This window comes from Exiguobacterium indicum HHS 31, from assembly GCF_001939065.1.
Lineage (GTDB): Bacteria > Bacillota > Bacilli > Exiguobacteriales > Exiguobacteriaceae > Exiguobacterium_A > Exiguobacterium_A indicum.
The window spans coordinates 82,406-104,410 of sequence record NZ_MPSZ01000002.1 but is presented as its reverse complement, the minus strand read 5'-3'; the positions used below and the strand labels follow the sequence as shown (position 1 = coordinate 104,410).

Annotated in this window: 20 protein-coding genes; 16 read left to right on the top strand and 4 right to left on the bottom strand. The window is 45.2% G+C overall.

From position 1 onward, the window contains the following. The first annotated feature begins 20 nt into the window (after positions 1-20). The 3 genes from N179_RS08870 to N179_RS08860 all read left to right on the top strand — a co-directional run bounded on the left by N179_RS08870 (position 21) and on the right by N179_RS08860 (position 4,297). Complete coding sequence (locus tag N179_RS08870; RefSeq protein ID WP_075642705.1) at positions 21-1,817, top strand: mechanosensitive ion channel; 1,797 nt, start codon at positions 21-23, stop codon at positions 1,815-1,817. Positions 1,818-2,034: 217 nt separating this feature from the next. Continuing rightward, the gene (gene bcaP, locus N179_RS08865; RefSeq protein ID WP_075642704.1) at positions 2,035-3,423 is read left to right on the top strand and encodes a branched-chain amino acid transporter BcaP; all 1,389 of its coding nucleotides are present in this window, start codon (positions 2,035-2,037) and stop codon (positions 3,421-3,423) included. A 94-nt stretch (positions 3,424-3,517) separates the two neighbouring features. Beyond that, positions 3,518-4,297, top strand: a complete 780-nt coding sequence (locus N179_RS08860; protein WP_158024758.1) for a GNAT family N-acetyltransferase — start codon at positions 3,518-3,520, stop codon at positions 4,295-4,297. Positions 4,298-4,318: 21 nt separating this feature from the next. Here the strand turns inward: N179_RS08860 and N179_RS08855 are convergent, their stop codons facing one another. Both N179_RS08855 and N179_RS08850 read right to left on the bottom strand, forming a co-directional pair. Then, positions 4,319-4,765, bottom strand: coding sequence for an NUDIX hydrolase (locus tag N179_RS08855; protein ID WP_075642702.1), 447 nt, complete (start codon positions 4,763-4,765; stop codon positions 4,319-4,321). After that, positions 4,762-5,856: a nitric oxide synthase oxygenase gene (locus N179_RS08850; protein ID WP_075642701.1), complete on the bottom strand. Its 1,095-nt coding sequence runs from the start codon at positions 5,854-5,856 to the stop codon at positions 4,762-4,764. Before N179_RS08850 ends, N179_RS08855 begins: the two co-directional genes overlap by 4 nt. Before the next feature lie 187 nt (positions 5,857-6,043). On the opposite strand from N179_RS08850, the gene N179_RS08845 reads away from it, so the two are divergent. Then, complete coding sequence (locus N179_RS08845) at positions 6,044-6,901, top strand: YihY/virulence factor BrkB family protein (protein ID WP_023466934.1); 858 nt, start codon at positions 6,044-6,046, stop codon at positions 6,899-6,901. Positions 6,902-6,951: 50 nt separating this feature from the next. Here the strand turns inward: N179_RS08845 and N179_RS08840 are convergent, their stop codons facing one another. After that, positions 6,952-7,800 carry a sulfite exporter TauE/SafE family protein gene (locus tag N179_RS08840; RefSeq protein WP_075642700.1) on the bottom strand — a complete coding sequence of 283 codons (849 nt, stop codon included), beginning with the start codon at positions 7,798-7,800 and terminating at the stop codon, positions 6,952-6,954. A 115-nt stretch (positions 7,801-7,915) separates the two neighbouring features. On the opposite strand from N179_RS08840, the gene N179_RS08835 reads away from it, so the two are divergent. The 12 genes from N179_RS08835 (at position 7,916) to N179_RS08780 (ending at position 21,185) form a co-directional block, all read left to right on the top strand. Continuing rightward, a complete protein-coding gene (locus N179_RS08835) occupies positions 7,916-8,764 on the top strand; it encodes a LysR family transcriptional regulator (RefSeq protein ID WP_075642699.1) in 849 nt (282 codons plus the stop codon). A 144-nt stretch (positions 8,765-8,908) separates the two neighbouring features. Continuing rightward, the gene (locus tag N179_RS08830) at positions 8,909-9,172 is read left to right on the top strand and encodes a metal-sensitive transcriptional regulator (protein WP_023466936.1); all 264 of its coding nucleotides are present in this window, start codon (positions 8,909-8,911) and stop codon (positions 9,170-9,172) included. A 56-nt stretch (positions 9,173-9,228) separates the two neighbouring features. Continuing rightward, a complete protein-coding gene (locus tag N179_RS08825; RefSeq protein WP_075642698.1) occupies positions 9,229-9,708 on the top strand; it encodes a DsrE/DsrF/DrsH-like family protein in 480 nt (159 codons plus the stop codon). Between the two features lie 22 nt (positions 9,709-9,730). After that, complete coding sequence (locus N179_RS08820) at positions 9,731-10,090, top strand: rhodanese-like domain-containing protein (protein WP_075642697.1); 360 nt, start codon at positions 9,731-9,733, stop codon at positions 10,088-10,090. A 25-nt stretch (positions 10,091-10,115) separates the two neighbouring features. After that, on the top strand, positions 10,116-10,412 hold the full coding sequence (locus tag N179_RS08815) for a rhodanese-like domain-containing protein (protein ID WP_023466941.1): 297 nt from the start codon (positions 10,116-10,118) through the stop codon (positions 10,410-10,412). A gap of 34 nt (positions 10,413-10,446) precedes the next feature. Beyond that, on the top strand, positions 10,447-11,016 hold the full coding sequence (locus N179_RS08810; RefSeq protein ID WP_075642799.1) for a sulfurtransferase TusA family protein: 570 nt from the start codon (positions 10,447-10,449) through the stop codon (positions 11,014-11,016). A 35-nt stretch (positions 11,017-11,051) separates the two neighbouring features. Beyond that, positions 11,052-12,188: an MBL fold metallo-hydrolase gene (locus N179_RS08805; protein ID WP_075642696.1), complete on the top strand. Its 1,137-nt coding sequence runs from the start codon at positions 11,052-11,054 to the stop codon at positions 12,186-12,188. 43 nt (positions 12,189-12,231) lie between these two features. Continuing rightward, positions 12,232-12,459, top strand: coding sequence for a sulfurtransferase TusA family protein (locus tag N179_RS08800; RefSeq protein ID WP_023466945.1), 228 nt, complete (start codon positions 12,232-12,234; stop codon positions 12,457-12,459). A 186-nt stretch (positions 12,460-12,645) separates the two neighbouring features. Further along, positions 12,646-13,746, top strand: coding sequence for a peptide-methionine (R)-S-oxide reductase MsrB (gene msrB, locus N179_RS08795; RefSeq protein WP_075642695.1), 1,101 nt, complete (start codon positions 12,646-12,648; stop codon positions 13,744-13,746). 145 nt (positions 13,747-13,891) lie between these two features. Further along, positions 13,892-16,738 (top strand): S8 family peptidase, encoded by a 2,847-nt coding sequence (locus tag N179_RS08790; protein WP_075642694.1) that lies wholly within the window; start codon positions 13,892-13,894, stop codon positions 16,736-16,738. A 145-nt stretch (positions 16,739-16,883) separates the two neighbouring features. Further along, positions 16,884-19,454: a HAMP domain-containing sensor histidine kinase gene (locus N179_RS08785; protein WP_023466949.1), complete on the top strand. Its 2,571-nt coding sequence runs from the start codon at positions 16,884-16,886 to the stop codon at positions 19,452-19,454. 192 nt (positions 19,455-19,646) lie between these two features. Beyond that, complete coding sequence (locus N179_RS08780) at positions 19,647-21,185, top strand: GGDEF domain-containing protein (protein WP_075642693.1); 1,539 nt, start codon at positions 19,647-19,649, stop codon at positions 21,183-21,185. 78 nt (positions 21,186-21,263) lie between these two features. Here N179_RS08780 and N179_RS08775 read toward each other — a convergent pair whose 3' ends face one another. Beyond that, positions 21,264-21,902 carry a FusB/FusC family EF-G-binding protein gene (locus tag N179_RS08775; protein ID WP_029343324.1) on the bottom strand — a complete coding sequence of 213 codons (639 nt, stop codon included), beginning with the start codon at positions 21,900-21,902 and terminating at the stop codon, positions 21,264-21,266. Positions 21,903-22,005: the final 103 nt, after the last annotated feature.

Genomic DNA, 22,005 nt, shown 5'->3' with positions numbered 1-22,005 from the left:
AGGTGAAGGAGTGTGGCAGGATGAATAACATTTGGAACGGAACGTCGTTGAACTTGAACGGCATTCTCGGATCACTCGGCAACTTGCTTGGAGCGATCATCATTTTCTTGATTGGATGGCTCATTGCCAAGCTGATCGCGAACGGGGTTCAAAAAGCGTTAGAGAAGTCTGGGGTCGTCAACAAGTTGTCGCCTCAAAAAGAAGGTACGCCACCAAAGAAGAAAAAGTGGACACCTGAAAAAATCATCGGGACCGTCGTCTTTTGGGTTCTCATGGTCTTCGTTCTTATCTTGGTCTTCAACATCCTTGATCTGAACATCATTGCTGGACCACTTGCGGATACGATGAGTACATTACTCGCGGCAATCCCGAACATCTTGAAAGCAGCCCTTATCCTTCTCTTGGCATACGTCATTGCGGTCGTTCTTCGCATGATCATCGTCAAAGCAGGAACGAAGCTGATGGCGAACGATAAAGTACGTTCGAACAAAATGCTTCAAGGTCAGACGGATCTTTCAGCTTATCCAAAAGTAGCAGGGGAGATCGTCTTCTACCTCGTCTTGCTTCTATTCCTACCGGGTGTACTCGGTGCGTTGAACATTGAGAGTGTCTCACAACCGTTCAGCCAATTGTTATCGTCATTCCTTGGATTCATTCCACGCTTGATTGCTGCGGCAGCCATCTTCTTCGTTGGTTTCCTCGTAGCGAAAATCGTCCGCGATATCGTGACGAATTTCCTTCATGCTGTTGGAACGGATAAATTTGCAGCTCGCTTCAACCTTGGATCAACGGATCAAAAAGATGCGAAATCACTTTCGTCGATTCTCGGAACAGTCGTCTTCATCTTGATTCTGATTCCAATCACGATTTCAGCTCTTGATCAATTGAACATTAAAGGAATCACAGGACCAGCGATCAACATGTTGAACGATGTACTCGGTATGATTCCAAACATCATCGTAGGTGTCGTTCTGATTCTTGTCGGTCTTTACGTCGGACGTTTCATCAAGAAATTCGTTACGGATCTCTTATCACGTCTTGGTTTCAATAACCTGACACGTCACTTAAAAATCGGTACGTGGGATGCAAACCAAGCTTCTACGTCTCCAGCTTCAATCGTTGGTGCACTCGTTGAGATCGTCATCGTCGTTCTCTTCGTCGTCGAAGCTTTCAACTTGATTGGTCTTGACTTCATGGTCGACCTCGGTCGTGCCGTCCTTGCGTTCTTACCGAGCGTCTTGACAGCGATCATCATTCTCGCAATCGGGATCATCGTCAGCAACCTCGTCAAACGTACGATGGACAGCTTGTTCGGCAACTCTGAACTAAAAGTCCTTTCAAGCGTAGCGAAGTATGCGATTCTTGCACTTGCTGTCTTCATGGCACTTGATCAACTAGGTGTTGCTGATACGATCGTCAACTCAGCCTTTATCTTGATCCTTGGGGCACTTGCACTTGCATTCGGTCTTGCCTTTGGTCTTGGTGGACGTGATAATGCGTCGCGTTACCTCGATCGTTTGCAAAAGAAAGCAGAGAACACGGAAGTCGACACATCGAACCTTCCAAGTAAGTCAGCATCGACTTCATCATCACCGAGCTTAAAAGATGCAGCAAAAGGTGCAGCTTCACAAGCAGCTGATGATGTCACACCAGATCGTGCACCACGCTCAGCGCGTTCATCTTCAACGGATGAGACGACACATGGTACACCAAAAGGTGCATTGCCAGAAAACGATTTAGCACAACAAGATGATTACCCGATCGATCCAGATGATCATAAAGGTCCTAACCTCGATCATCCAAACGATCGCCCGTAATACGATCACACCCTTTCCTCTCATTTTAGAGGAAAGGGTGTTTTTGCGTTGACGCATCAAAGCGTTGTCGTCTTTTCACAAAAGTGGTTTGACCACTTTGTGAAAAAATACAGAAAAAAAGACTTATCGAACCTGACATCGTTTGTTATGATTAGAAAGTCAATTACCTCAATGATTTGAATATTCAGAAAAAAGAGAAAAGTTCGGAGGATGAAACATGAGTTTGCTTCGCAAGAAAGATGTCAGTGTAATGATGGACATGAAACAACATTCTAAACTGGCACGTCATTTATCAGGGTTTGACCTTATTTTACTCGGAATCGGTGCCATCATCGGGACAGGAATTTTCGTTCTGACAGGAACGGGCGCTCTTTACGCAGGACCTGCTTTACCGATCTCATTCATTATTTCCGCTATCGTCTGTGCGCTCGCAGCCCTTTGTTATGCTGAATTCTCTTCGATGATCCCCGTCTCAGGCAGTGTATATACGTATACATACGCAACGATCGGGGAAGTCGTGGCTTGGATCATCGGCTGGTGTCTCATTTTAGAATACGGACTTGCTTCAAGTGCCGTTGCAACCGGCTGGTCAGGGTACTTCCAGTCACTGTTAGCAGGCTTTGGTCTCCATTTACCAACAGCTTTAACAGCTGCTCCAGGTGCTGTACCAGGAAGCGAGACGTTCTTTAACTTACCGGCGTTCTTGATTCTGATGGTTATCACGCTCTTACTTTCGCTTGGGATTAAAGAAACAAAACGCGTCAATAACATCATGGTACTCGTCAAAGTTGCCGTCGTCGTCTTGTTTATCGTCGTCGGGATCTGGTACATCGAACCAGGCAACTACAAACCGTTTGCTCCGTTCGGTATGAGCGGTGTCCTGCAAGCATCAGCGATTGCCTTCTTTGCTTACCTTGGATTCGATGCCGTTACATCGGCAGCAGAAGAAGTCAAAAACCCGGGACGTAACTTACCGGTTGGGATTCTAGGGTCGCTTGCGATCGTTACCGTTTTATACGTCGTCGTCTCTGCCATCATGGTCGGAATTGTTCCATTCAAACAGTTTGAAGGTGTTGATAGCCCAGTATCCCTTGCCTTAAAAGTGGCAGGTCAAGACTGGGTCGCTGGATTCGTCGATTTAGGAGCCATCGTTGGTATGACGACGGTCATCCTTGTCATGACATTTGGTCTTGTCCGTCTCTTGTTCGCGATGAGCCGTGACGGATTATTACCGAAAGTCTTCTCAGACGTCAACGAAAAGTCGCACACACCAGTGAAAGCAACTTGGATTCTCGGAACGATTGCTGGTTTAATCGCTGGATTCGTGCCGCTTGGTACACTTGCTGAACTGATCAACATCGGAACACTGGCAGCCTTCTCGCTCATCTCGATCGCGGTCATCGTCTTACGCCGGACGCGTCCTGATTTGAAGCGTGCTTTCAAGGTTCCGTTCGTCCCAGTCTTACCAATCTTGTCGGTCCTTGCTTGTATCATGCTTATGTTCAACTTACAACCATTCACGTGGATTGCCTTCTTTATCTGGACAGCCATTGGATTACTGTTGTACTTCGGATATGGACGCAAGCGTTCGAAACTCCATCAATGAATCGACTAAACACCCTTGGTGACAAGGGTGTTTTTGTATGCAGGAAATGAGGCGAACGAAAGCGAAACAGCTCAGTGGAAAAGGAGGTTTTTCGATGATTCACATTCAACGTTCACCTGACGTAAATACAGCATACAAAGCGATGCAGGATGGGTTCCAGGATTATTTGATTCCCCTGCACTTATCGGAAGCAGAATTCCAAGAGCGCATCATCGAACGAGACGGGAACCAATTGGAGCATTCATTCGTTGCCTATCATGGAGAAATACCAGTCGGTCTCTGGCTGAACGGTTGGAAGGAGATTGAGGGTCAACGCATCATGCGGTGTGGGGGACTGGGGATTTCACCACAGTATCGTCGTCTTGGGATCGCAAAAGCCTTGTATCAAGCACAACTGAGCCATGCTAAAGAAATCGGAATGGATGGTCTGATGCTTGAAGTCATTCAAGGGAACGACCCAGCGATTCGCTTGTATGAATCGCTTCACTACACGATTGTTGGAGAAATCGGTTATTTTCATTTAACAGATGAACGTCAAGAGGTCGCTCTGCCGACGATCGAAGAAGTGGAGTTTTTAAAACAATACCATGGACAAGGAGAATACATCTGGCAGCAAGATCCTTATGTCATGCAGCAATTACAAACGGATTATTACCAATTAGAAGCAAGTGTAGTGGCAGTAGCCGGATCATCTCTCTTGTCAGTCGTAGGTCCAGCAGAACAAAAAGCACGACATGCGACAGAAGTCGTCCGTCGTTTACCGGGAACGACCTACCATTATCAATCAACAGATGTGCAGGTTTGGGAGGCGTTACGTTCTGAAGGGTGGACTCAGCGGGATTTGAAACAATACATCATGCGTCAGTCGCTATAAACAAAAACCGCTGCTATTCATTTAGCGGCGGTTTTTGTAGTCTTCAATCATTCGAGCGTGAGAACCGACCAAGTGATTCGGTAAGTCATCAAGCGGGACGAACTGAAGCTTGATACTTTCATCACTTTGTTTTAACGTTCCGATCGGATGTTCACCAATATAGGCGAGGGTGACGCTTTGAAACACGTCTCCGTTCGCTAAGGTCGTCACGTATTGCGGACCGGAGTAGACATCAAGTAACGTTAATCGTTCCACTTCTAATCCCGTCTCTTCCGCGAGTTCCCGACGCGCGGTCTCTTCCGGTGATTCCGCCCATTCCATCAATCCTCCGGGTAAACCAAAGCGGGCTTGTGTTTCGTTTCGTTGTTCGAGCAAAATGTGTTCATTTTGTACGACGAGGACGACGGAACCGACGAGAATGACTGGGTCATGACCGATTTTTTGACGTAACTGTTCGACATAATTCATTTCAATGCTCCTTGGTGAAACGGACAGCCGGTTACAGGTGCCGTCTGTGTTGATTTTGGAAAGAAGTTCGGTCGTTTGATTTCCGAGTCGTAATCCTTATGGAACATATGCGTCGTTGCCCCACTCATCGGTGGCACGAGCCAGGACCATTCCCCGGTGACATCACGACCACACGCGGCTTCATTTTTTTCAAAACGAGCGAACTGTTTGGCAGCCGTATGGTGATCGACGATCGTCACACCGGCACGTTCGAACGATTCGAGTACGGCAACGTTCAGTTCGACGAGCGCTCGGTCTTTCCAAAACGATCGTTCACGTGAGGTATTCAGACCGAGATGTGTCGCGACGAGCGGTAACAGATCGTAACGATCCGTATCAGCGAGGTTACGAGCACCGATTTCTGTTCCCATGTACCATCCGTTGAACGGGGCACACGGATAGACGATGCCACCGATCTCGAGCTGCATGTCGGCAATCATCGGCACGGCATACCAGCGGACTTCGCGACCACCGAACAGATCATAGTCAGGATGTGTGATGCTGACTTCGAGCACGAGCTCATCTGGAATCGGATGAAGGCTGACTTGTCCATCGAGTTCAATCAAGAGGGGCAGGATATCAAAGGGTGTACGCGCTCCGGTCCAGCCAAGTGCTTCACATTGTCGCGTCAGTTGGATCGAAGCCGGATCACCGATGATTCCTGTTGCGGTCTCATAACCAGCGTAGCGGATCAGTTGGTGATTATGCAGCCGGACACGTGTCGGATGGAAAATCGTGATCGTTGAGCGAATTCGTCCCTCGTTCGTCGCGAACCGGATATGCTCAAATAACGCGTCGCGGACCGCTTCAACGGTCAACGCATCCCGCGCGTCAAAGACATGGAGTTGTTCCCAAAAGAGACGTCCGACACATCGGTTACTGTTCCGCCAAGCGAGCTTGGCACCGAACGCTAGCTCGGAAGCCGTCTGTTCGTACGTTCCTGTTGTTTCAATCGAACGGATGACTTCTTGCTGACGTCCGGCCATTTCGGGGTATTGCTCTATATAAGAAGTAAAGAAGCGTTCTGCTTCGGTTTGAATGAGTGAGTACACGAATCGAAATCCTTTCTAAAAAACAAGCACGATACAATCTCTGTTCCTAGTGTACCCCGCGCAGAACCGAAGCGCCAAACTTGAATGATGTATAAGGTTGTTATAAGTTCAAAAGACTTCCAAAAGTTTAAAGGAGGTATGAAATGGGGGATAGTGTAGAGAATTAGTTGAAAGTGAGGAAATTTGTATGTCTTTAATCAAACCTGTATTTGCCCGTTTTTTTGGTGAAGCCTTTTTTGATAAATCGGCTCAGCTCGCCTATTATCTGATGTTGTCCTTATTCCCGTTCTTATTATTCGTAGTTGGGATCGTCTCGTTCTTACCGTTTACGTCCGATAACGTGCTGGATTTAATTCGACCGTTTGCTCCGGCAGAAACGTACGACTTGATTCAGCGAAACGTCGTTGGAATCTTTGATCAAGGTGGCTTCAAACTTGCCTCGATCAGTTTTCTCGCCGCCTTTTGGCTTGCTTCGATGTCGGTCCAGTCACTTGTCCGCTCGCTGAACGATGCGCTCGAAGTGACACGAAAAGCGCCATTCTGGCGCGGACTGTTGCAAGACTTCGCCTTTACGATCGGGATGATGATCATCTTACCGATTTCATTGATCGTTCCGATTTCAGAAAAGTTAACACGGCGTTTCATCAACCACTTTGCAATCGTCGCTGATTTCGTGACGAATTATTCATGGATCTGGTTCTTATTCCGCTGGGGACTCGGGACGTTGTTCTTACTTGTCTTTTTCATCTTATTGTATCGGATTTTACCGAGTGTCCGACTAACGGTTCGTCAAGTACTCCCTGGAGCCATTTTTGCGACGATCGCTTGGCAAGTCGTTTCGGAATTCTTCTCTTACTATGCTGAGTTCGGGAGTTACGATCGTCTTTACGGTCAGCTTGCCGGAATCATCGTCTTGATGACATGGTTCTATTTATCTGCTGTCGTCTTGATGTTAGGGGGATTGATGAATGCGGAACGCATGCGTCAGAAAAAAGAGGCAAAAATCATGAAACCACAAAAAATCAAAGAAGAAAGCGTGCGTTAACGATCGAGCACGCACAAAAGCAGCTGACACATCGTCAGCTGCTTTTTCATTTAGACCGTTTTAAGAATTCGGTAACCGAAGATACTTAACAGGCTGAGTGTGAATAAAGCGAGTAACACGAGTGACAGATAAGGAAGACCGAATACTTTGACGATGACGCTTAAGGCGACGACACCATAAAAGATTCCTAACGTCTTTTGAACGAACGGTTCATTGAAGCGGTGCAAGAGTGAAGCACCGAGTGGTGAGCCGATGAACGCACCGATGATTAAAACAATCCCGAGTGATAACGGAGCACTGGTTCCGGAAGCAACATAACTCGTCACGCCTCCAAGAACAATCAATGTCGCAGAGGCGATGCTCGTTCCGATTGCTTGTTTGAGCGGAAAGCGAACCCAGGCGAGCAAGAGAGGCGTCAACAAGAATCCACCGCTGACACCCATCAACGACGAGAGAATTCCGGCAGCAAGTCCGATGACGGCGAGCTTTACGATCGAAGCATCATGGACCGGAAAAGACGGACGTTCCTTTGAACGGGGACGAAGGAATTGAATCGAAAAACCAATCAGTAAGACAATGTAGAGACTTGATAAGACGACATCAGCACCAGCATGACGCTCGAGCCAAAAGACGACTGGTGTGATCAACGCAGAACCGATGATGCCAGACAGACCAATGATCCCGGCATCACGAAAACGGAATGTTTTTAATCGAAGATGTGAAAGCGTGCCGGTCACAGTCGATCCGAGTGTCAGCAACAGACTGAGGACGATCGCGGTACTGGCTTCATAGCCGAGAATCAATAAAAGTGGGGTCAGGATGATGCCGCCACCGATTCCGAAAAAGCCGGAGAGTATGCCGATGGTTGCTCCTAACAAAATAAATGAGATATACATCATGAAACAGTCCTTCTTTCTAATACGTGATACCTTGAGTATGAAAGAGGAATACAAGATTATAAAAATGAATTAATTATATATAAATGATTATGAAATGTAATAAGGAGGGGTATTGTTGAAATTAACTGAACTGAGAACGTTCGTCACACTCGTTGAAACACGTCATTTTACGAAAACAGCGGAACAGTTATTTCTATCGCAACCGACGATCAGTGTTCACATTAAACGACTAGAAGAAGATATCGGACATTCATTGTTAATACGTGATTCATTCGCAATAGGGGTCGAGGTATCGGAAATGGGCTGGATTGTCTATCGCCATGCAAAAGAAGTTCTTTTCCAGCTCGAACAGATGCAGTCCCAGCTGGATGAATCGGAAGGTACCTTCCGCGGAACCTTACGGATCGGAGCAACGCATACGATTCACGAAATGTTGCTCGATGACATGATTCATCTGTTTTCAAGCGCTCACCCTAAGGTATCACTAGATATCCAGTTAATGAACCATGATCAAGTGGCAGCAGCTTTACGACATCGTGAGATCGATCTCGGGATGATCGAAGGAAAACTGACACTTGATGGGATCAAACAAATCGTCTTTGCAAAAGATCAACTGCACATCATTGGTGCGTCCCACCTTCCGTTAAACGATGCAACGTGGATCGTTCGCGAAGAAGGATCTGCCTCCCGCTATGCGCTCGATCGTTGGCTAGATGCTTCGTCGATTGTACCCGCACGAACGATTACAGTCGATGCCAACTTTTTAGTACGCCAACTTGTTTTGAATGGGAGTGGCATTGCAGCGTTGTCAGAACGACTCGTCACGTCTTTCCTGTCCGAGTCCTTTACGCTTCATGCGAAAGGGATTTCTAAACGAACGTTTCGTTATCTGTTACCAGAGAAAATGCCGACTCGCCTAGCAGAACATTGGATCACTTTTTTACAGGCGAATTGGAAAGGTTAAATGCAAAAAGATTTCCGGACGTTCTACAATGGCGACAAAATCGGAAATCTTTTTCGTTGACTTATACCCATGCGGGTATTATTGTATGGAATGTACCAACAAGATATGACGTATGTCACATTTAAAAAAGGAGATGGACTTCATATGGAAAACGGTTATGAAGATCGCATCATTCATCGGATGAATCGGATTGAAGGACAAATCCACGGTATCGTTCGAATGATGAAAGAAGAGGCGTCCTGTAAGGATGTCGTCACACAACTGAGTGCGACACGTAGTGCAATCGATCGTGTCATTGGTCTTGTCGTCAGTGAGAACTTGATCGACTGTGTCCGTCAGGATGATGCGACGGAAAATCATGAACAAGCCGTTGCAGAGGCTGTTCAACTCTTAATGAAAAGCAGATAAAAAATTTTTACGAATTAATATACCCCTTAGGGTAAACGCTTGGAGGAATTACGTTCATGTCAGATACGAAAAAAACAACCATCGTTTTATTTAGTGGAGAGTACGACAAAGTCATGGCAGCTTATATCATTGCCAACGGTGCAGCCGCATACGATCACGAAGTCACGATTTTTCATACCTTCTGGGGTTTGAATGCGATGCGTAAGGATGAACCGATCCAGCCGGATAAAACATTCCTTGAGAAGATGTTCGGTAAGTTCATGCCACGCGGTGCTGATAAGATGCCACTCTCGAAAATGAACTTCGGTGGTGCAGGTCAAAAAATGATTAAAAACGTCATGAAGAAGCACAATGCGATGCCACTTCCAGACTTAATCGAATTAGCGAAAGAACAGGATGTCAAACTCGTCGCCTGTACGATGACGATGGATTTACTCGGTTTGAAACAGGAAGAATTACACGACGGGGTTGAGTATGCAGGTGTTGCCGCCTACCTCGCCGATGCGGAGAACGGAAACGTCAATCTATTCATCTAATGATCTGAAGGAGGAATGACGCATGGATGTACGATCGATTATCTTGTTGCTCGTCGTCGGCTATCTCGCTTATAAGATGTTCGCCCCAACAAAAGGCGTCAAGCAAGTGTCGACCACGGAACTGAAGCCGTTACTAAACGACCGCAAACGATTTTATCTCGATGTTCGGACACCGGCAGAATTCAAAGGCAATCACATCAAAGGATTTAAGAACATTCCGTTACAAACGCTAAACAGTCAACTGAATCAAATCCCGAAAGACAAAGAAGTGCTCGTCATCTGTCAAAGCGGGATGCGAAGCAAACAAGCCGTTAAAGTACTAAAAAAAGCCGGTTATTCAAATGTCACGGAAGTCCGTGGCGGAGTGAATGCCTGGCGCTGAATCGAATCAAGAGGAGGAATTGAACATGAAACGCATGACAGCAACAGAAGTACAGGAAAAAATCGAACGTGGTGAACAACTGAACGTCATTGATGTCCGAGAAGTCGATGAAGTCAAAGAAGGAATGATTCCGGGAGCGATCCATATTCCACTCGGATTGATTGAATTCAAGATGAACGAACTCGACAAGAAAAAAGAGTATGTCATGGTATGCCGTTCTGGTGCGCGCAGTGGTCGCGCAACGACATATCTCGAAGGACAAGGATATGACGTGACGAACATGGATGGCGGCATGATGTCGTACGAAGGCGAAACGAAATAATACCCCACACCGTAAAGGAGCGAATTGTATGACTATGATTAAATCAGATATCGTATTGGACGCCAAAGGCCTCGCTTGTCCGATGCCAATCGTTCGGACGAAAAAAACGATCAAGACGTTAGAACCGGGACAAGTCATCGAAGTCCAGGCGACGGATAAAGGATCAACTGCAGATCTCCGTGCCTGGGCAAACAGCACCGGCAATCATTATTTAGGCACGATTGAAGAAGGCGAAGTGCTTCGTCATTACGTTCGGAAATCAACAGGTGATGTCACGGAACCAGCAGCATTCGCTCAAACCGTCAACAACGCAACAGTCGAAGCAGCACGCCAAGACGATTCGATCACGGTGCTCGATGTTCGTGAACAAGCAGAATATGCCTTCGCCCATGTACCGGGAGCCATCAATATTCCGTTAGGCGAACTGGAGACACGCCATGCAGAACTGGATTCAAATCAGACGATTTATGTCATCTGCTGGACAGGTAGCCGAAGTGACATGGCATGCCGACAGCTCAGTGACAAGGGGTATACGGTCCACAATGTCGTATCGGGTATGCAGGAATGGGCGTCTGAGACGACGACACTCGTTTCAGCGAAATAATACAACAGCGTAAAGTAGAGGAGGAACGAGTAGATATGGCACAAGCAATGACAGCCGCACGAGTTACAAAAAAAATCATTGGACGTGAGTCTCTGTTCATCTTAGATGTCCGGAATGAGGATGCGTTTCAAGATTGGAAAATCGAAGGAGAGAACTTCAAGTACCTCAACATTCCGTATTTTGAATTGTTGGATGGTGTCGAGGAGATTCTCGATCAGCTTCCGACGGATCAGGATGTTCTCGTCGTTTGCGCAAAAGAAGGTTCATCGATTTTCGTCGCCGATATGCTAGAAGAAGCAGGACGAGACGTATCGTATCTGTCAGGCGGTATGAAAGCATGGAGTGAACATCTAGAACCGATTTCACTCGGAACGCTGAACGAAACAGGAACTGATCAAGGCGAAGTCGTTCAGTTCGTTCGAATCGGTAAAGGGTGTCTCTCGTATATGGTCATCTCAGAAGGAGAGGCCGTACTCATCGACGCGACACGAATGACGGATGTGTATTTGGATTATGCCGCATCACGCAACGTCACGATTAAGCATGTGTTTGATACACATCTTCATGCGGATCATATTTCTGGAGGACGCGACATCGCTGAAAAAACAGGCGCGACATACTGGTTGCCGCCAAAAGATGCGACGGATGTCACATTCGATTATGCACCACTTGAAGACGGTAGTACGGTTCAAGTGGGGGATACAGCGATTGAAGTACGCGCTCTTTATTCCCCGGGACATACGATTGGATCGACTTCATTCATCGTCGATCAGCGTTATTTATTGACAGGTGATATCTTGTTCATCGACTCGATTGGTCGTCCGGATTTAGCCGGTCTCGCGGAAGACTGGGTTGGTGACTTACGCGATTCGCTCTACAACACGTATCGTGATCTTTCACCAGAACTCATCGTCTTACCGGCACATTTCATGATCATTGAAGAATTGAACACGGATGGTAGTGTAGCGGAAAAATTAAGCATCTTGCTTGCGAACAATCATGGTCTCAACATCGACGATGAAGCAACATTCCGGAAAATGGTCACAGAGAACCTGCCGCTACAACCGAACGCGTATCAAGATATCCGTGAAACGAACATGGGGAAACAGACACCCGATCTTGAGACACAACGGGAAATGGAAGTCGGACCGAACCGCTGTGCGGTACGCTAAGCCGATTCATAACGAACATCAAATCATTCAGGAGGAATACAACATGAAATCAGAACTCGTACTCGACGCAAAAGGACTTGCTTGTCCGATGCCAATCGTAAAAACAAAAAAAGCCATCGCTGGACTCGAATCAGGTCAAATCCTTGAAGTCCATGCGACGGATAAAGGGGCAAAAAACGATCTTCAGGCGTGGGCGACATCAGGTGGTCATGCACTCGTCAAACATGAAGAAGAAGCAAGCGTCCTAAAATTCTGGATTCAAAAAGGTTAATTTTCGAAAAGAGTCGATATGAGGCTCTTTTTTTTGTGGAGAAACACACAAGAACTCTACATAGTATTGAATGTGCTCCGTTTGAGCACATGCTACGACAAGCTAGCATTAGCGTTGTAAAGTTTAAGTAAGAGAACATCCAATCGACGTCATGCGACGTAAGCTAAATAGAGGAGGCGAAGGGAGATGAAGAAACGAATGTGGACGATTTTATCAGTCATCGGTCTCATCGTCATCATGGTCGGGGGATACTTCGTGTTCCAGCAACAGCAAGCAAAATCAAGTGGTAGTAAGGAATTGAGTTATCAACCGGAAGAGACAGCGATTTTAGCTGGAGGATGCTTCTGGTGTATGGAGCCCCCGTTCGAAGAATTAAAAGGAGTCAAGTCCGTCATTTCTGGTTATACGGGCGGTGATGTTGAAAATCCGACGTATAATCAAGTGTCAGCGGAGACGACAGGTCATCGGGAAGCGGTATTGATCACGTTTGATCCGAACGTCATCTCGTACAAGCAATTATTAGATGTCTACTGGCGCCAGATTGATCCGACGGATGCAGATGGTCAATTCGTCGATCGTGGTGAGTCTTATACAACGGCGATTTTCTATACGAATGAGAAACAAAAAGAAATCGCAGCACAATCGAAACAGGATCTAGAGAAACAACAGATCTTCGATGATAAAATCGTCACACCGTTGATTGCAGCCAGTCCTTTTTATGAAGCGGAAGCATACCATCAGGATTACTATTTGAAGAGTGAGAAAAAGTATAAGTTTTACCGGGCAGCTTCTGGACGCGACGACTTCATCAATCGCTACTGGAACGATCAGCCCAAGCTCGATCTTCCAACCTATCCAAAATTATCAGACGCAGAAATCAAAAAGAAATTAACCGCCATCCAGTACAAAGTGACACAAGAGGATGGAACGGAGCCGGCGTTTGATAATCCGTATCACGATTTGAAAGCAGACGGGATCTATGTCGATCTGATCTCTGGTGAACCATTGTTTTCATCAAACGATAAATATGATTCGAAGACAGGATGGCCGAGTTTTACGAAACCACTTGAGCCAGGTAATATCATTGAGAAAAGTGACTTTTCAATCGGCATGAAACGGATGGAAGTCCGAAGTCGACATGGAAATGCCCATCTCGGACATGTCTTTTCGGATGGTCCAGAGCCAACAGGGCTTCGGTATTGTATGAACTCAGCCGCCTTACGTTTCATTCCGAAAGAGGACTTGAAACAAGAAGGATACAGTGAATATGTAGCAGATTTTAAATGAATGGAGTCAGACGCATCGTGTTCTTTAGAACATGATGCGTCTTTCTTTCAAAATTGTAAGATTTCACTATAAATTAATTATCCATTTTATCCATATACTGTTTATAATCAAATTAAAGTATATCCATTTTGAAGGAGGAGCATGTGTGAAGAAACTGATGATTTGGGTCATGCTGAGCTGTTTAGTTTTAACGCTCGGCGTAGGACCAACTACTGCAAAAGCGGAGACCGCTCTTGCAAGCGCAACACTTTTACAAGCAGGACAAGAAACGACACTTAAGACCGGAATAGAAGAAAAAAATACATATTGGTACCGTGTCAATCATGAAGCAGGTGTAGAAAAAACAGCGTCACACTTTGAGTTATCAATCGATACGGATCAACCTGTTCAAGTGACAGCTTACCCGAGCGAAGCGATGGCAGCTGAAGATGATACATTTGATCGTTACCGGACAGAAGCAGAACCGAATGAAAAAGCAACGACAAAATTAGCCGTTCCATATGCATGGGATGGACCGTATTATGTCAAAGTCGAATATTACCCGAACATCGAAGAGGGGAAAACGACAAAAGCAGCAAACGTTAAGCTGACATACAATAACGTCAAATTAGCTGTCGAATATGAGCCAATCAGTGATATTAGCTGTATGGCAGAAGAAGCATTAAAACAAACAAAAGAAGAAAAACCAATGCTTGCTCTTATGCACTCGATCCAAAAACAGGTATTGAGTCAATCGGACGCAGGTCGTGCCTTGACGTCGCTTTATTACAAAACATCGCCTTACGTTGTCAAAACGCTTCTTTTCAATAAAGATAAGCGTCAACAAGCGTACGAAGATTTAAAAACATTGAAACCTGCAATGGAGGCACTCGTACGTGGAACATCGTACACGCTGACAAAGACAGATCAACAAGCCGTTGACCGTCTTTATACATTATCACGCGATGCATCGCCTGCTGTGATTGCAGAAGAAATCGATGGATATGCTAAAAAAATGAAGATATCTGAGATGAGCGGCAGTACGTTAGACGATACGTTCGGAACATTAGGGATGAACATTCAGTCAAAAGAAACTACGCGATTCATCGTTAAGTTAAAGCCAGGGAAAACAGTCAGTTCGATGAAAATTGCTGGAATTCAATCAGCAGATGTTGAACGTTTACCGCTTGGTAAAGCTGGCGATTTCATTGTAGTGACAGAAGATCCAACGGTGAAGGGACAATCAGCGTCAGCATTAAAGCAATCGATTGGTCGTTCATCAGCAGTCGAATATGTGGAAAAGATTCAAACTTACAAAGCAACAAGTGATATCAATTTTGATTACCAATGGGCCATCAATAAGAAAACAGTCTTCGAACAATTCCCGAATGTTGGAATTGGTTTTGAGGAGTTCCAAAAACGATTTAGTGGTAAAAAATTAGCACCTGTCAAAATTGCGGTCATTGATACAGGTGTTGATTATCGCTTAAAGGATTTACAAGGGAAAGTTGATATTGCGAATGAGAAGAACTATGTTTCCGTAAACGGAGATGGCGACGCGATTGATGATAATGGTCACGGAACACACGTGGCAGGTGTCATCGCAGCGACAATCAACAATGATTACGGGATACAAGGGATTCATCAGTCGGCACAAATCTTACCGGTTAAAGTATTGAATGCAAATGGCGAAGGAGAAACGGATGCCATTGCACTTGGAATTAAATATGCTGTTGATCATGGAGCGAAAGTCATCAATATGAGTCTTGGTGGCGGTGAAAGCCGCACGATGGCTTATATGATGAAATATGCAGCAGATCATGGTGTTACGGTCGTTGCGGCTTCAGGAAACGACTACGATATGATGGTAGGGTTCCCAGCAAACTCAGAATATGCGATTTCTGTTGGAGCGACGAATACGCTCGGTATGGTTTCAGATTACTCGAATTATGGAGTCGGCCTTGATGTCGTTGCACCGGGTTCAAAAGTAGCGAGTTTGATTCCAGACGGAAATACGGTGTATATGGATGGAACAAGTATGGCTTCACCACACGTCGCAGCTGTTGCGGGAATCTTGAAGTCACTTAATCCTAAACTAACACCTAAACAAATCGAACAAATTCTACAAAAAAGTGCAGAACCACTAGCTTTCGAAAATCCGAATGATTGGTTTGAGGAAGAAGAGGGAGAAGAGCTTGAATTCAAGTTTCCTGCCTATGTCAGTCCGGTTTCAGGATACGGTAAAGTTAGTATTCCTCGGGCAATTTCGCAATTGAATCTGAACGGAACTGTCAACAACGTATATGATAATAAACTGACTGTCACAGGAACGGTTAAAACCGGAACAAAAGTGGAAGTATGGTCCACTAAGAAGTTGGGTTCTACTACAGCTAAATCCGGAAAATATAGTGTGACGATTCCACGTCAAAACAAAGGTACGGTCCTAACAATTCGTTACACAAATGGACTGGATATCACGTCAGAACGTACAGAAGTCCTTCCTGGAAAAGCGCCAGCAGCTCCAAAAGTTAAACCAGTACTTGCCGGTGCAACAAAAATGACAGGTACAGCTCTTGCGGGCGGTACGGTTACTGTCAAAGATGCAAAACAAAAGAAAATCGCCACAGCGAAAGTCGACGCAAAAGGTCACTTCAGTGCGAAATTACCAAAACAAGTCGGTGGTTCAAGCTTGATCGTCACAGTGACGGATATTGCTAAACGCACAAGTAAACCGACGATCGTAAAAGTCCTACCAGCCCCAGCAGCACCGAAAGTGAAATCCGTCTATGCCGGACAAACGAAAGTAACCGGGACAGCTGAAAAGAAATTAAGTGTTTATGTAAAAGATGCGAAGAAAAAAGTCATCGGAAAAGGAACGGTTTCTGCAAAAGGCAACTATTCCGTCAAAATTCCGAAGCAAAAAGCAAAAGCGAAGCTTTCCGTCTACGTTAAGAATACGCGTGGTCAAGTGAGCCCTGTGACTTCTGTGACAGTGAAGAAAGCAAAAAAATAAGCGGATAAAAAGACCTTTTTTCGGGTACATTCCGAGAAAAGGTCTTTTTTTGTATATCCTAGCTGTTGCTTCGAAAGCGTTTCTATTATATTTAAAGAAACAAATGAAAAAGCATCATTCGATGAATGATGAGGAGGATACATTCATGGTGAATTGGATTCGGCGACGAATCGGTCGGCAGTTGCTGACTGTTTTTTATGCGGTACTGATCGTAGTATCGATTACTTCGTTCTTTGTCTATGACTATATGGAAGGACGAATCGAAACATCAAAACAGAATCTCGAGACGATCAGTGAACAAAATCGCCGGGCCAATGATTTGTGGGACAATTGGCAAACCGTCCAGTTTGGATTGCGAGGATTCGTCATTTTTGGTAACCAAGAACGGTTTGATGAGATTCAGGCGCTCCGAACAGATATCAAAAGTGAGACGGATTGGTTCATGCGAAACGCAAAAACGGATGAAGAAGAAGAATTCGCAGCGCAAATGACGAATTTATATGAGTTATACTATGATGCCTTGTTCCCGTTGACCCAGTCTTACGTCAATGAGAAAAAGGCGAATCGGATCAATGAGGACTTCTTACAGGGGGATAGTCTGTTTTCTTTACCGATTGCGGAGCGTCTTGTCGATCAAGGGCGATTAAAGCCAACTGCCGATGGTTCGATTGATATTACACCAGACATTGAAAAAGCCTCTGCAGCACTTGATGAATACCGGACGAATCTCAGCCAACAACAAGAAACGGCTGTCGGGGAACTGCGGAGTGAAGTCGCAAAGTCACAATGGATTTGGATATCAAGTATCGTTGTGCTCATTGCCTTCATCCTTCTCTTCGTGCACCCGTTCCTTCGCCGGATGACACGGCAATTGTTACGTTTGATTGATGATAATCAAAAACTTGCTCGAAAAGAACCGATTAAGATTGATAAAGCTGCCGAGCAGCGACCAGACGAAATCGGATTATTGCGCGCAGCCTTTAATCGGATGGTCGTGACGACGAATGCCCATACGGATGCGATGCAAGGAAAAAATGAAGAGTTGCAGGCGCAAAGTGAAGAGTTGCTCGCGCAACAAGAAGAATTGCAGGCGCAACAAGAAGAACTCGAAGAAGCGTATCAAACGACGAAAAAGAATGAGGAAAAGCTCCGATTACGTAGCGAACTGACAGAGGCGCTTGCTGTTCGCGAAACCGTCGAATCGTATCCGGCAATCGTTCAAAAGATGATCGATATCACCTCTTCTGAGTACGGTGCACTATTGCTCTATGAAGAAGGAGCGTTCATGGGTGCGACAACGAATGGGATGACGATGGATTATTTAAAAGTTCTCCTGAAAGATGAGATGTCCGTCATCAATCGATCGGTTCGGCAGATGGAATTTATCCAATCGGAAAAACGAGTCACGCGTCAAAAAGACTATCCGTATTCATTTAGCACGTATGAAGTGACGATTCCGATCGAAGATCCGGAAACGCATGAACTAATTGCAGCGATTTATCTGGTTCGTTATAAATCTGCCTATAAAGGGCAACAGTTGACGGATATTCGCGAGTTTGCGCAACAGATGACGTTATCGCTCCTGCGTACGCGTTCGTATGAAGGAATGCGTCAAGAAAAAGAAAAGACTGAGCAAGTGTTAGACTCCATCCGAGAAGCGATCATTTATCTTGAAGATGGAAATGGAGAGTTATACGTCAACCGTCCATTGTTTGAATTGATTCCAGAACTTCAATCGGAATTCACAGTAGATCGGACGTTACCGTCGAGTGAGTATGTCATCGATGTGATGCGCCAGTTGGTGGATGATGTCGAGGCTTTTAATACGTATCTAGATTTGATTCGTTCCGGTGAGATTTCACCGGAAAAGGCCCGATTTGATATTCGAAATAACACAGCTCATCTGGAAGTCTACGCGGAACGTATTGATGTCGTTGGTGGATGGAAGGGAATCATTCTTGTTTTACGAGATATTACCCGGGAAACAGAAGCCGATCGTCTCAAAACAGAACTCGTCTCAACCGTGTCGCATGAGTTGCGGACACCGCTCTCTTCGATTTACGGCTTTACAGAATTGATGTTGAATCGAGAAATCGATGACTCGAAACAGAAGAAATATCTAGCGACGATTCATAACGAGACGGAACGGTTATCAAACCTTGTCACGGACTTTTTAGATGTTCAGCGCATGCAGTCAGGTGGGCAGTTATACCAAATGGCACATCTCGATTTATTTAGCCTGACTGAACAGGTGATGTCCTTATACGACGCTTCAAGTGAACGACACGATCTTCATTTGCAATTGCTTAGTCCGGATCGTCCGTTCATTTTAGGAGATGAGGACCGAATCAAACAATTGATGAATAACTTGATCAACAATGCGATCAAGTACTCTCCGGATGGTGGGCGTGTTGACGTCTGGATTGATACGAAAGACGATCAAGCCATCATTGAAGTGAAAGATGAAGGAATTGGAATTCCGCATCATGCCTTTGCCCACTTGTTTGATAAATTTTATCGCGTCGATAATTCCGATACACGTCGAATCGGTGGAACGGGACTCGGGTTATCAATTTGTAAGGAAATTGTCAAAGAGCATGAGGGTGTTATTCATGTGGAATCTGAAGTAGGAAAAGGCAGTCGTTTCATCATCGTATTACCCCTCAGTCTGACCGAATCGATCGAGTCGACAGAAGAAAATCGACGTTCTATTTAAAGAACTAGAATACATTCCAACTAAACCGTGTTCAATCCGCTAGGTGCGATCACGGTTTTTTCTTATGTTTAAAACGAGTAATCTTGTCAAAAAAAGATTCCAATAAAATAAAAAAAGGTGAATAAAATGCAATGATGAACCGATATACCTATAGGACAAACGGACTATGATTAAAAAAGGAGGGGGATCGCCGTGTATCAGAATTGGTTAGGAGTCGTTGTTTTTTGGCTTCTTTTACACATCGGTTGGGTGACATACGTTGGGACGGATACAGTAATCGGACAAGTCGTCAATAGTCTGTTCACGATTGGTGGTGTCTCGGTCTCTCTCTATTTAATTTGGCAGGCACGACGTCGCCAAATGCGACGTCCTTTTACCTCTCGTTTATTTCTTCTTTTATTGTTTGCCAATACGATGCTCGGTCTAGGTGAATGTGGACAACTCCTTTATTTCCTTCAAGGACGTACACGAACGGAACCGTTTGATTGGATCGACTTGATCTTTAGTCTTCAAATCTTGATCTATATCATTGCTTTCGGTTATTTCCTGCGTAATCGACGACAAGAAGTTAATTTGCGGGTCTTTTTGTTTGATGAGTTCATCATTTTAGTCGTTGCAGGATCTCTTTCGTGGCACTATTTAGTGACACCTTATTTAGAAGGAAATGCCTTGCTGACGATCGAAACGCTTTTATGGCTTCGTTATCCGATTGGTGATTTATTGTTGCTCGGTGGAATGATTGTCTTATTCTTTGGTTTGATGAAACGTGGCAATGGAAGCTCGCTATTATTGATTCTACTCGCATTTCATTTTCAATTACTTGCCGACCTCCTATACGTCGTCCTAGAACGATTTGATTATCCATTTCCTTCGAGTTGGCTCGATCCGTTATGGTTAGCGACTGTCCTGATTGTCGGGCTTGCCGCATATCGCTTTGACGCTGAAGAATCTCTCGTTCCTCTTGACGTTACACGGAGATGGATTGATGTCTTACGTTTAATTACACCTTACTTATTCTTATTGATTCTATTCGTGACGATGGCACGACAAACGATTAGTTGGAACGGTTTGACGATTGGGTTAATGATTGCGATTCCGTTGTTGATTTCCCGTCAAATCCGGATCGTTGTTGACAATCAACGGTTACGCGAAAATCTCGAAGCGAAGGTGGAAGAGCGAACGGAAGCATTAGCAACTGCCATGGAGGAGATGCGACACATGGCATATCACGATGCCTTAACAGGGTTACCGAATCGATATCTGTTTGCGCGACTGTTCCAAGATGCCTTGTACCGAGCGGAAGCGACTGACGGGCAGGTTGGGTTGTTCTTTATTGATATCGATCACTTCAAAGAGATTAACGATACGTATGGACATCGTGTCGGAGATCAACTCATCGTCGATGTTACGACACGTCTACAAAAGAAATTGCCGCCCAATACAGTCATTTCAAGACAAGGTGGAGATGAGTTCGTCGTCTTGTTATTTGACGTTGAACAAGAAGCAGAAGTGGTGCAGTGTGGGGAACATCTCGTTTCCTTGTTCCGAAAGCCGTTTCACCATGGTATCATTCCACTTCCGGTAACAGCGAGCATCGGTGGAGCGATCTATCCGGCGCATGCAGCTTCTCGATCGGACTTGATCGAGCAAGCAGACCTAGCGATGTATGAGGCAAAACGTCGCGGGAAGAATCAATTTTGCTTGCATGATCCAGCGATAACGAACACATGAACGTCGTTACATTCAAAAACACGCTCGTATACCGAACCTTATCGGATCAGTCATACGAACGTGTTTTTTTGATGCCGATCATTTCTTTTGCGTGCGTGCTAAGAACGTTTCAATGACTTCTGGATTCGTCACAGCTTGATTACATGCATCGCTGTCGATACACATATGATGACCAATCGTCTGATGCTGTTCAGCTGAACGACGTGTCGTGGCGGTTACGAGTGTGATGTCACTATACGTATGGCAAATCGCACAAATCCCTTTTTGGATCGATGGCAGATAGGTTCCCTCGACGCCGATCCATTGATCGTCCAAAGGATAGACGAAGTATTTTTTACGATTCCCGGTATCGTTCCAGCTTAAAAACGTCGTGTGAGCCCATTCAAAGGAGTGAAGTGGCGGAACATGTAACTTTTTCGTTTTTTTGAAGAGCTGACGGATCCGTGATTCAGAAATACTCGGAAACGGTTGGACGAACGGTTCGACATGTGCTAAATACGCGAGGAGATCTTGTTCGGATTCAGCGTCACGAATGTTCGTCAACAGCGCTTCCTGTTCTGGTGTAAGTACGGGCAATAGATCGAATATCTTTTCAGCAGCACTATACCGGACAGCATCACGAACATCGGGATCATGAACGGCAGCGAATTGATGTTGTAACAGATCGACTTGATTCCGAATAAAGTTGTATTGATAGGGCAATAAAAATGCGTCCATTCGCGTTCCTCCTTTTCTTTTCATCGTACCGGAATTTGGCAGCAGAACAAAGCGACATTTTTGTTTTTCTGCCTCTTGCAAGGGGAATTGAATAACAGAATGA

Bases quoted from the DNA above. Each gene is read 5' to 3' on its own strand.
- N179_RS08815 (WP_023466941.1), top strand. From the start codon at position 10,116: ATGAAACGCATGACAGCAACAGAAGTACAGGAAAAAATCGAACGTGGT.
- N179_RS08805 (WP_075642696.1), top strand. From the start codon at position 11,052: ATGGCACAAGCAATGACAGCCGCACGAGTTACAAAAAAAATCATTGGA.
- N179_RS08825 (WP_075642698.1), top strand. From the start codon at position 9,229: ATGTCAGATACGAAAAAAACAACCATCGTTTTATTTAGTGGAGAGTAC.
- N179_RS08810 (WP_075642799.1), top strand. From the start codon at position 10,447: ATGATTAAATCAGATATCGTATTGGACGCCAAAGGCCTCGCTTGTCCG.
- N179_RS08860 (WP_158024758.1), top strand. From the start codon at position 3,518: ATGATTCACATTCAACGTTCACCTGACGTAAATACAGCATACAAAGCG.
- N179_RS08820 (WP_075642697.1), top strand. From the start codon at position 9,731: ATGGATGTACGATCGATTATCTTGTTGCTCGTCGTCGGCTATCTCGCT.
- N179_RS08855 (WP_075642702.1), bottom strand. From the start codon at position 4,765: ATGAATTATGTCGAACAGTTACGTCAAAAAATCGGTCATGACCCAGTC.
- N179_RS08800 (WP_023466945.1), top strand. From the start codon at position 12,232: ATGAAATCAGAACTCGTACTCGACGCAAAAGGACTTGCTTGTCCGATG.
- N179_RS08830 (WP_023466936.1), top strand. From the start codon at position 8,909: ATGGAAAACGGTTATGAAGATCGCATCATTCATCGGATGAATCGGATT.
- bcaP (WP_075642704.1), top strand. From the start codon at position 2,035: ATGAGTTTGCTTCGCAAGAAAGATGTCAGTGTAATGATGGACATGAAA.
- N179_RS08840 (WP_075642700.1), bottom strand. From the start codon at position 7,800: ATGATGTATATCTCATTTATTTTGTTAGGAGCAACCATCGGCATACTC.
- N179_RS08785 (WP_023466949.1), top strand. From the start codon at position 16,884: ATGGTGAATTGGATTCGGCGACGAATCGGTCGGCAGTTGCTGACTGTT.
- N179_RS08775 (WP_029343324.1), bottom strand. From the start codon at position 21,902: ATGGACGCATTTTTATTGCCCTATCAATACAACTTTATTCGGAATCAA.
- N179_RS08845 (WP_023466934.1), top strand. From the start codon at position 6,044: ATGTCTTTAATCAAACCTGTATTTGCCCGTTTTTTTGGTGAAGCCTTT.
- N179_RS08870 (WP_075642705.1), top strand. From the start codon at position 21: ATGAATAACATTTGGAACGGAACGTCGTTGAACTTGAACGGCATTCTC.
- msrB (WP_075642695.1), top strand. From the start codon at position 12,646: ATGAAGAAACGAATGTGGACGATTTTATCAGTCATCGGTCTCATCGTC.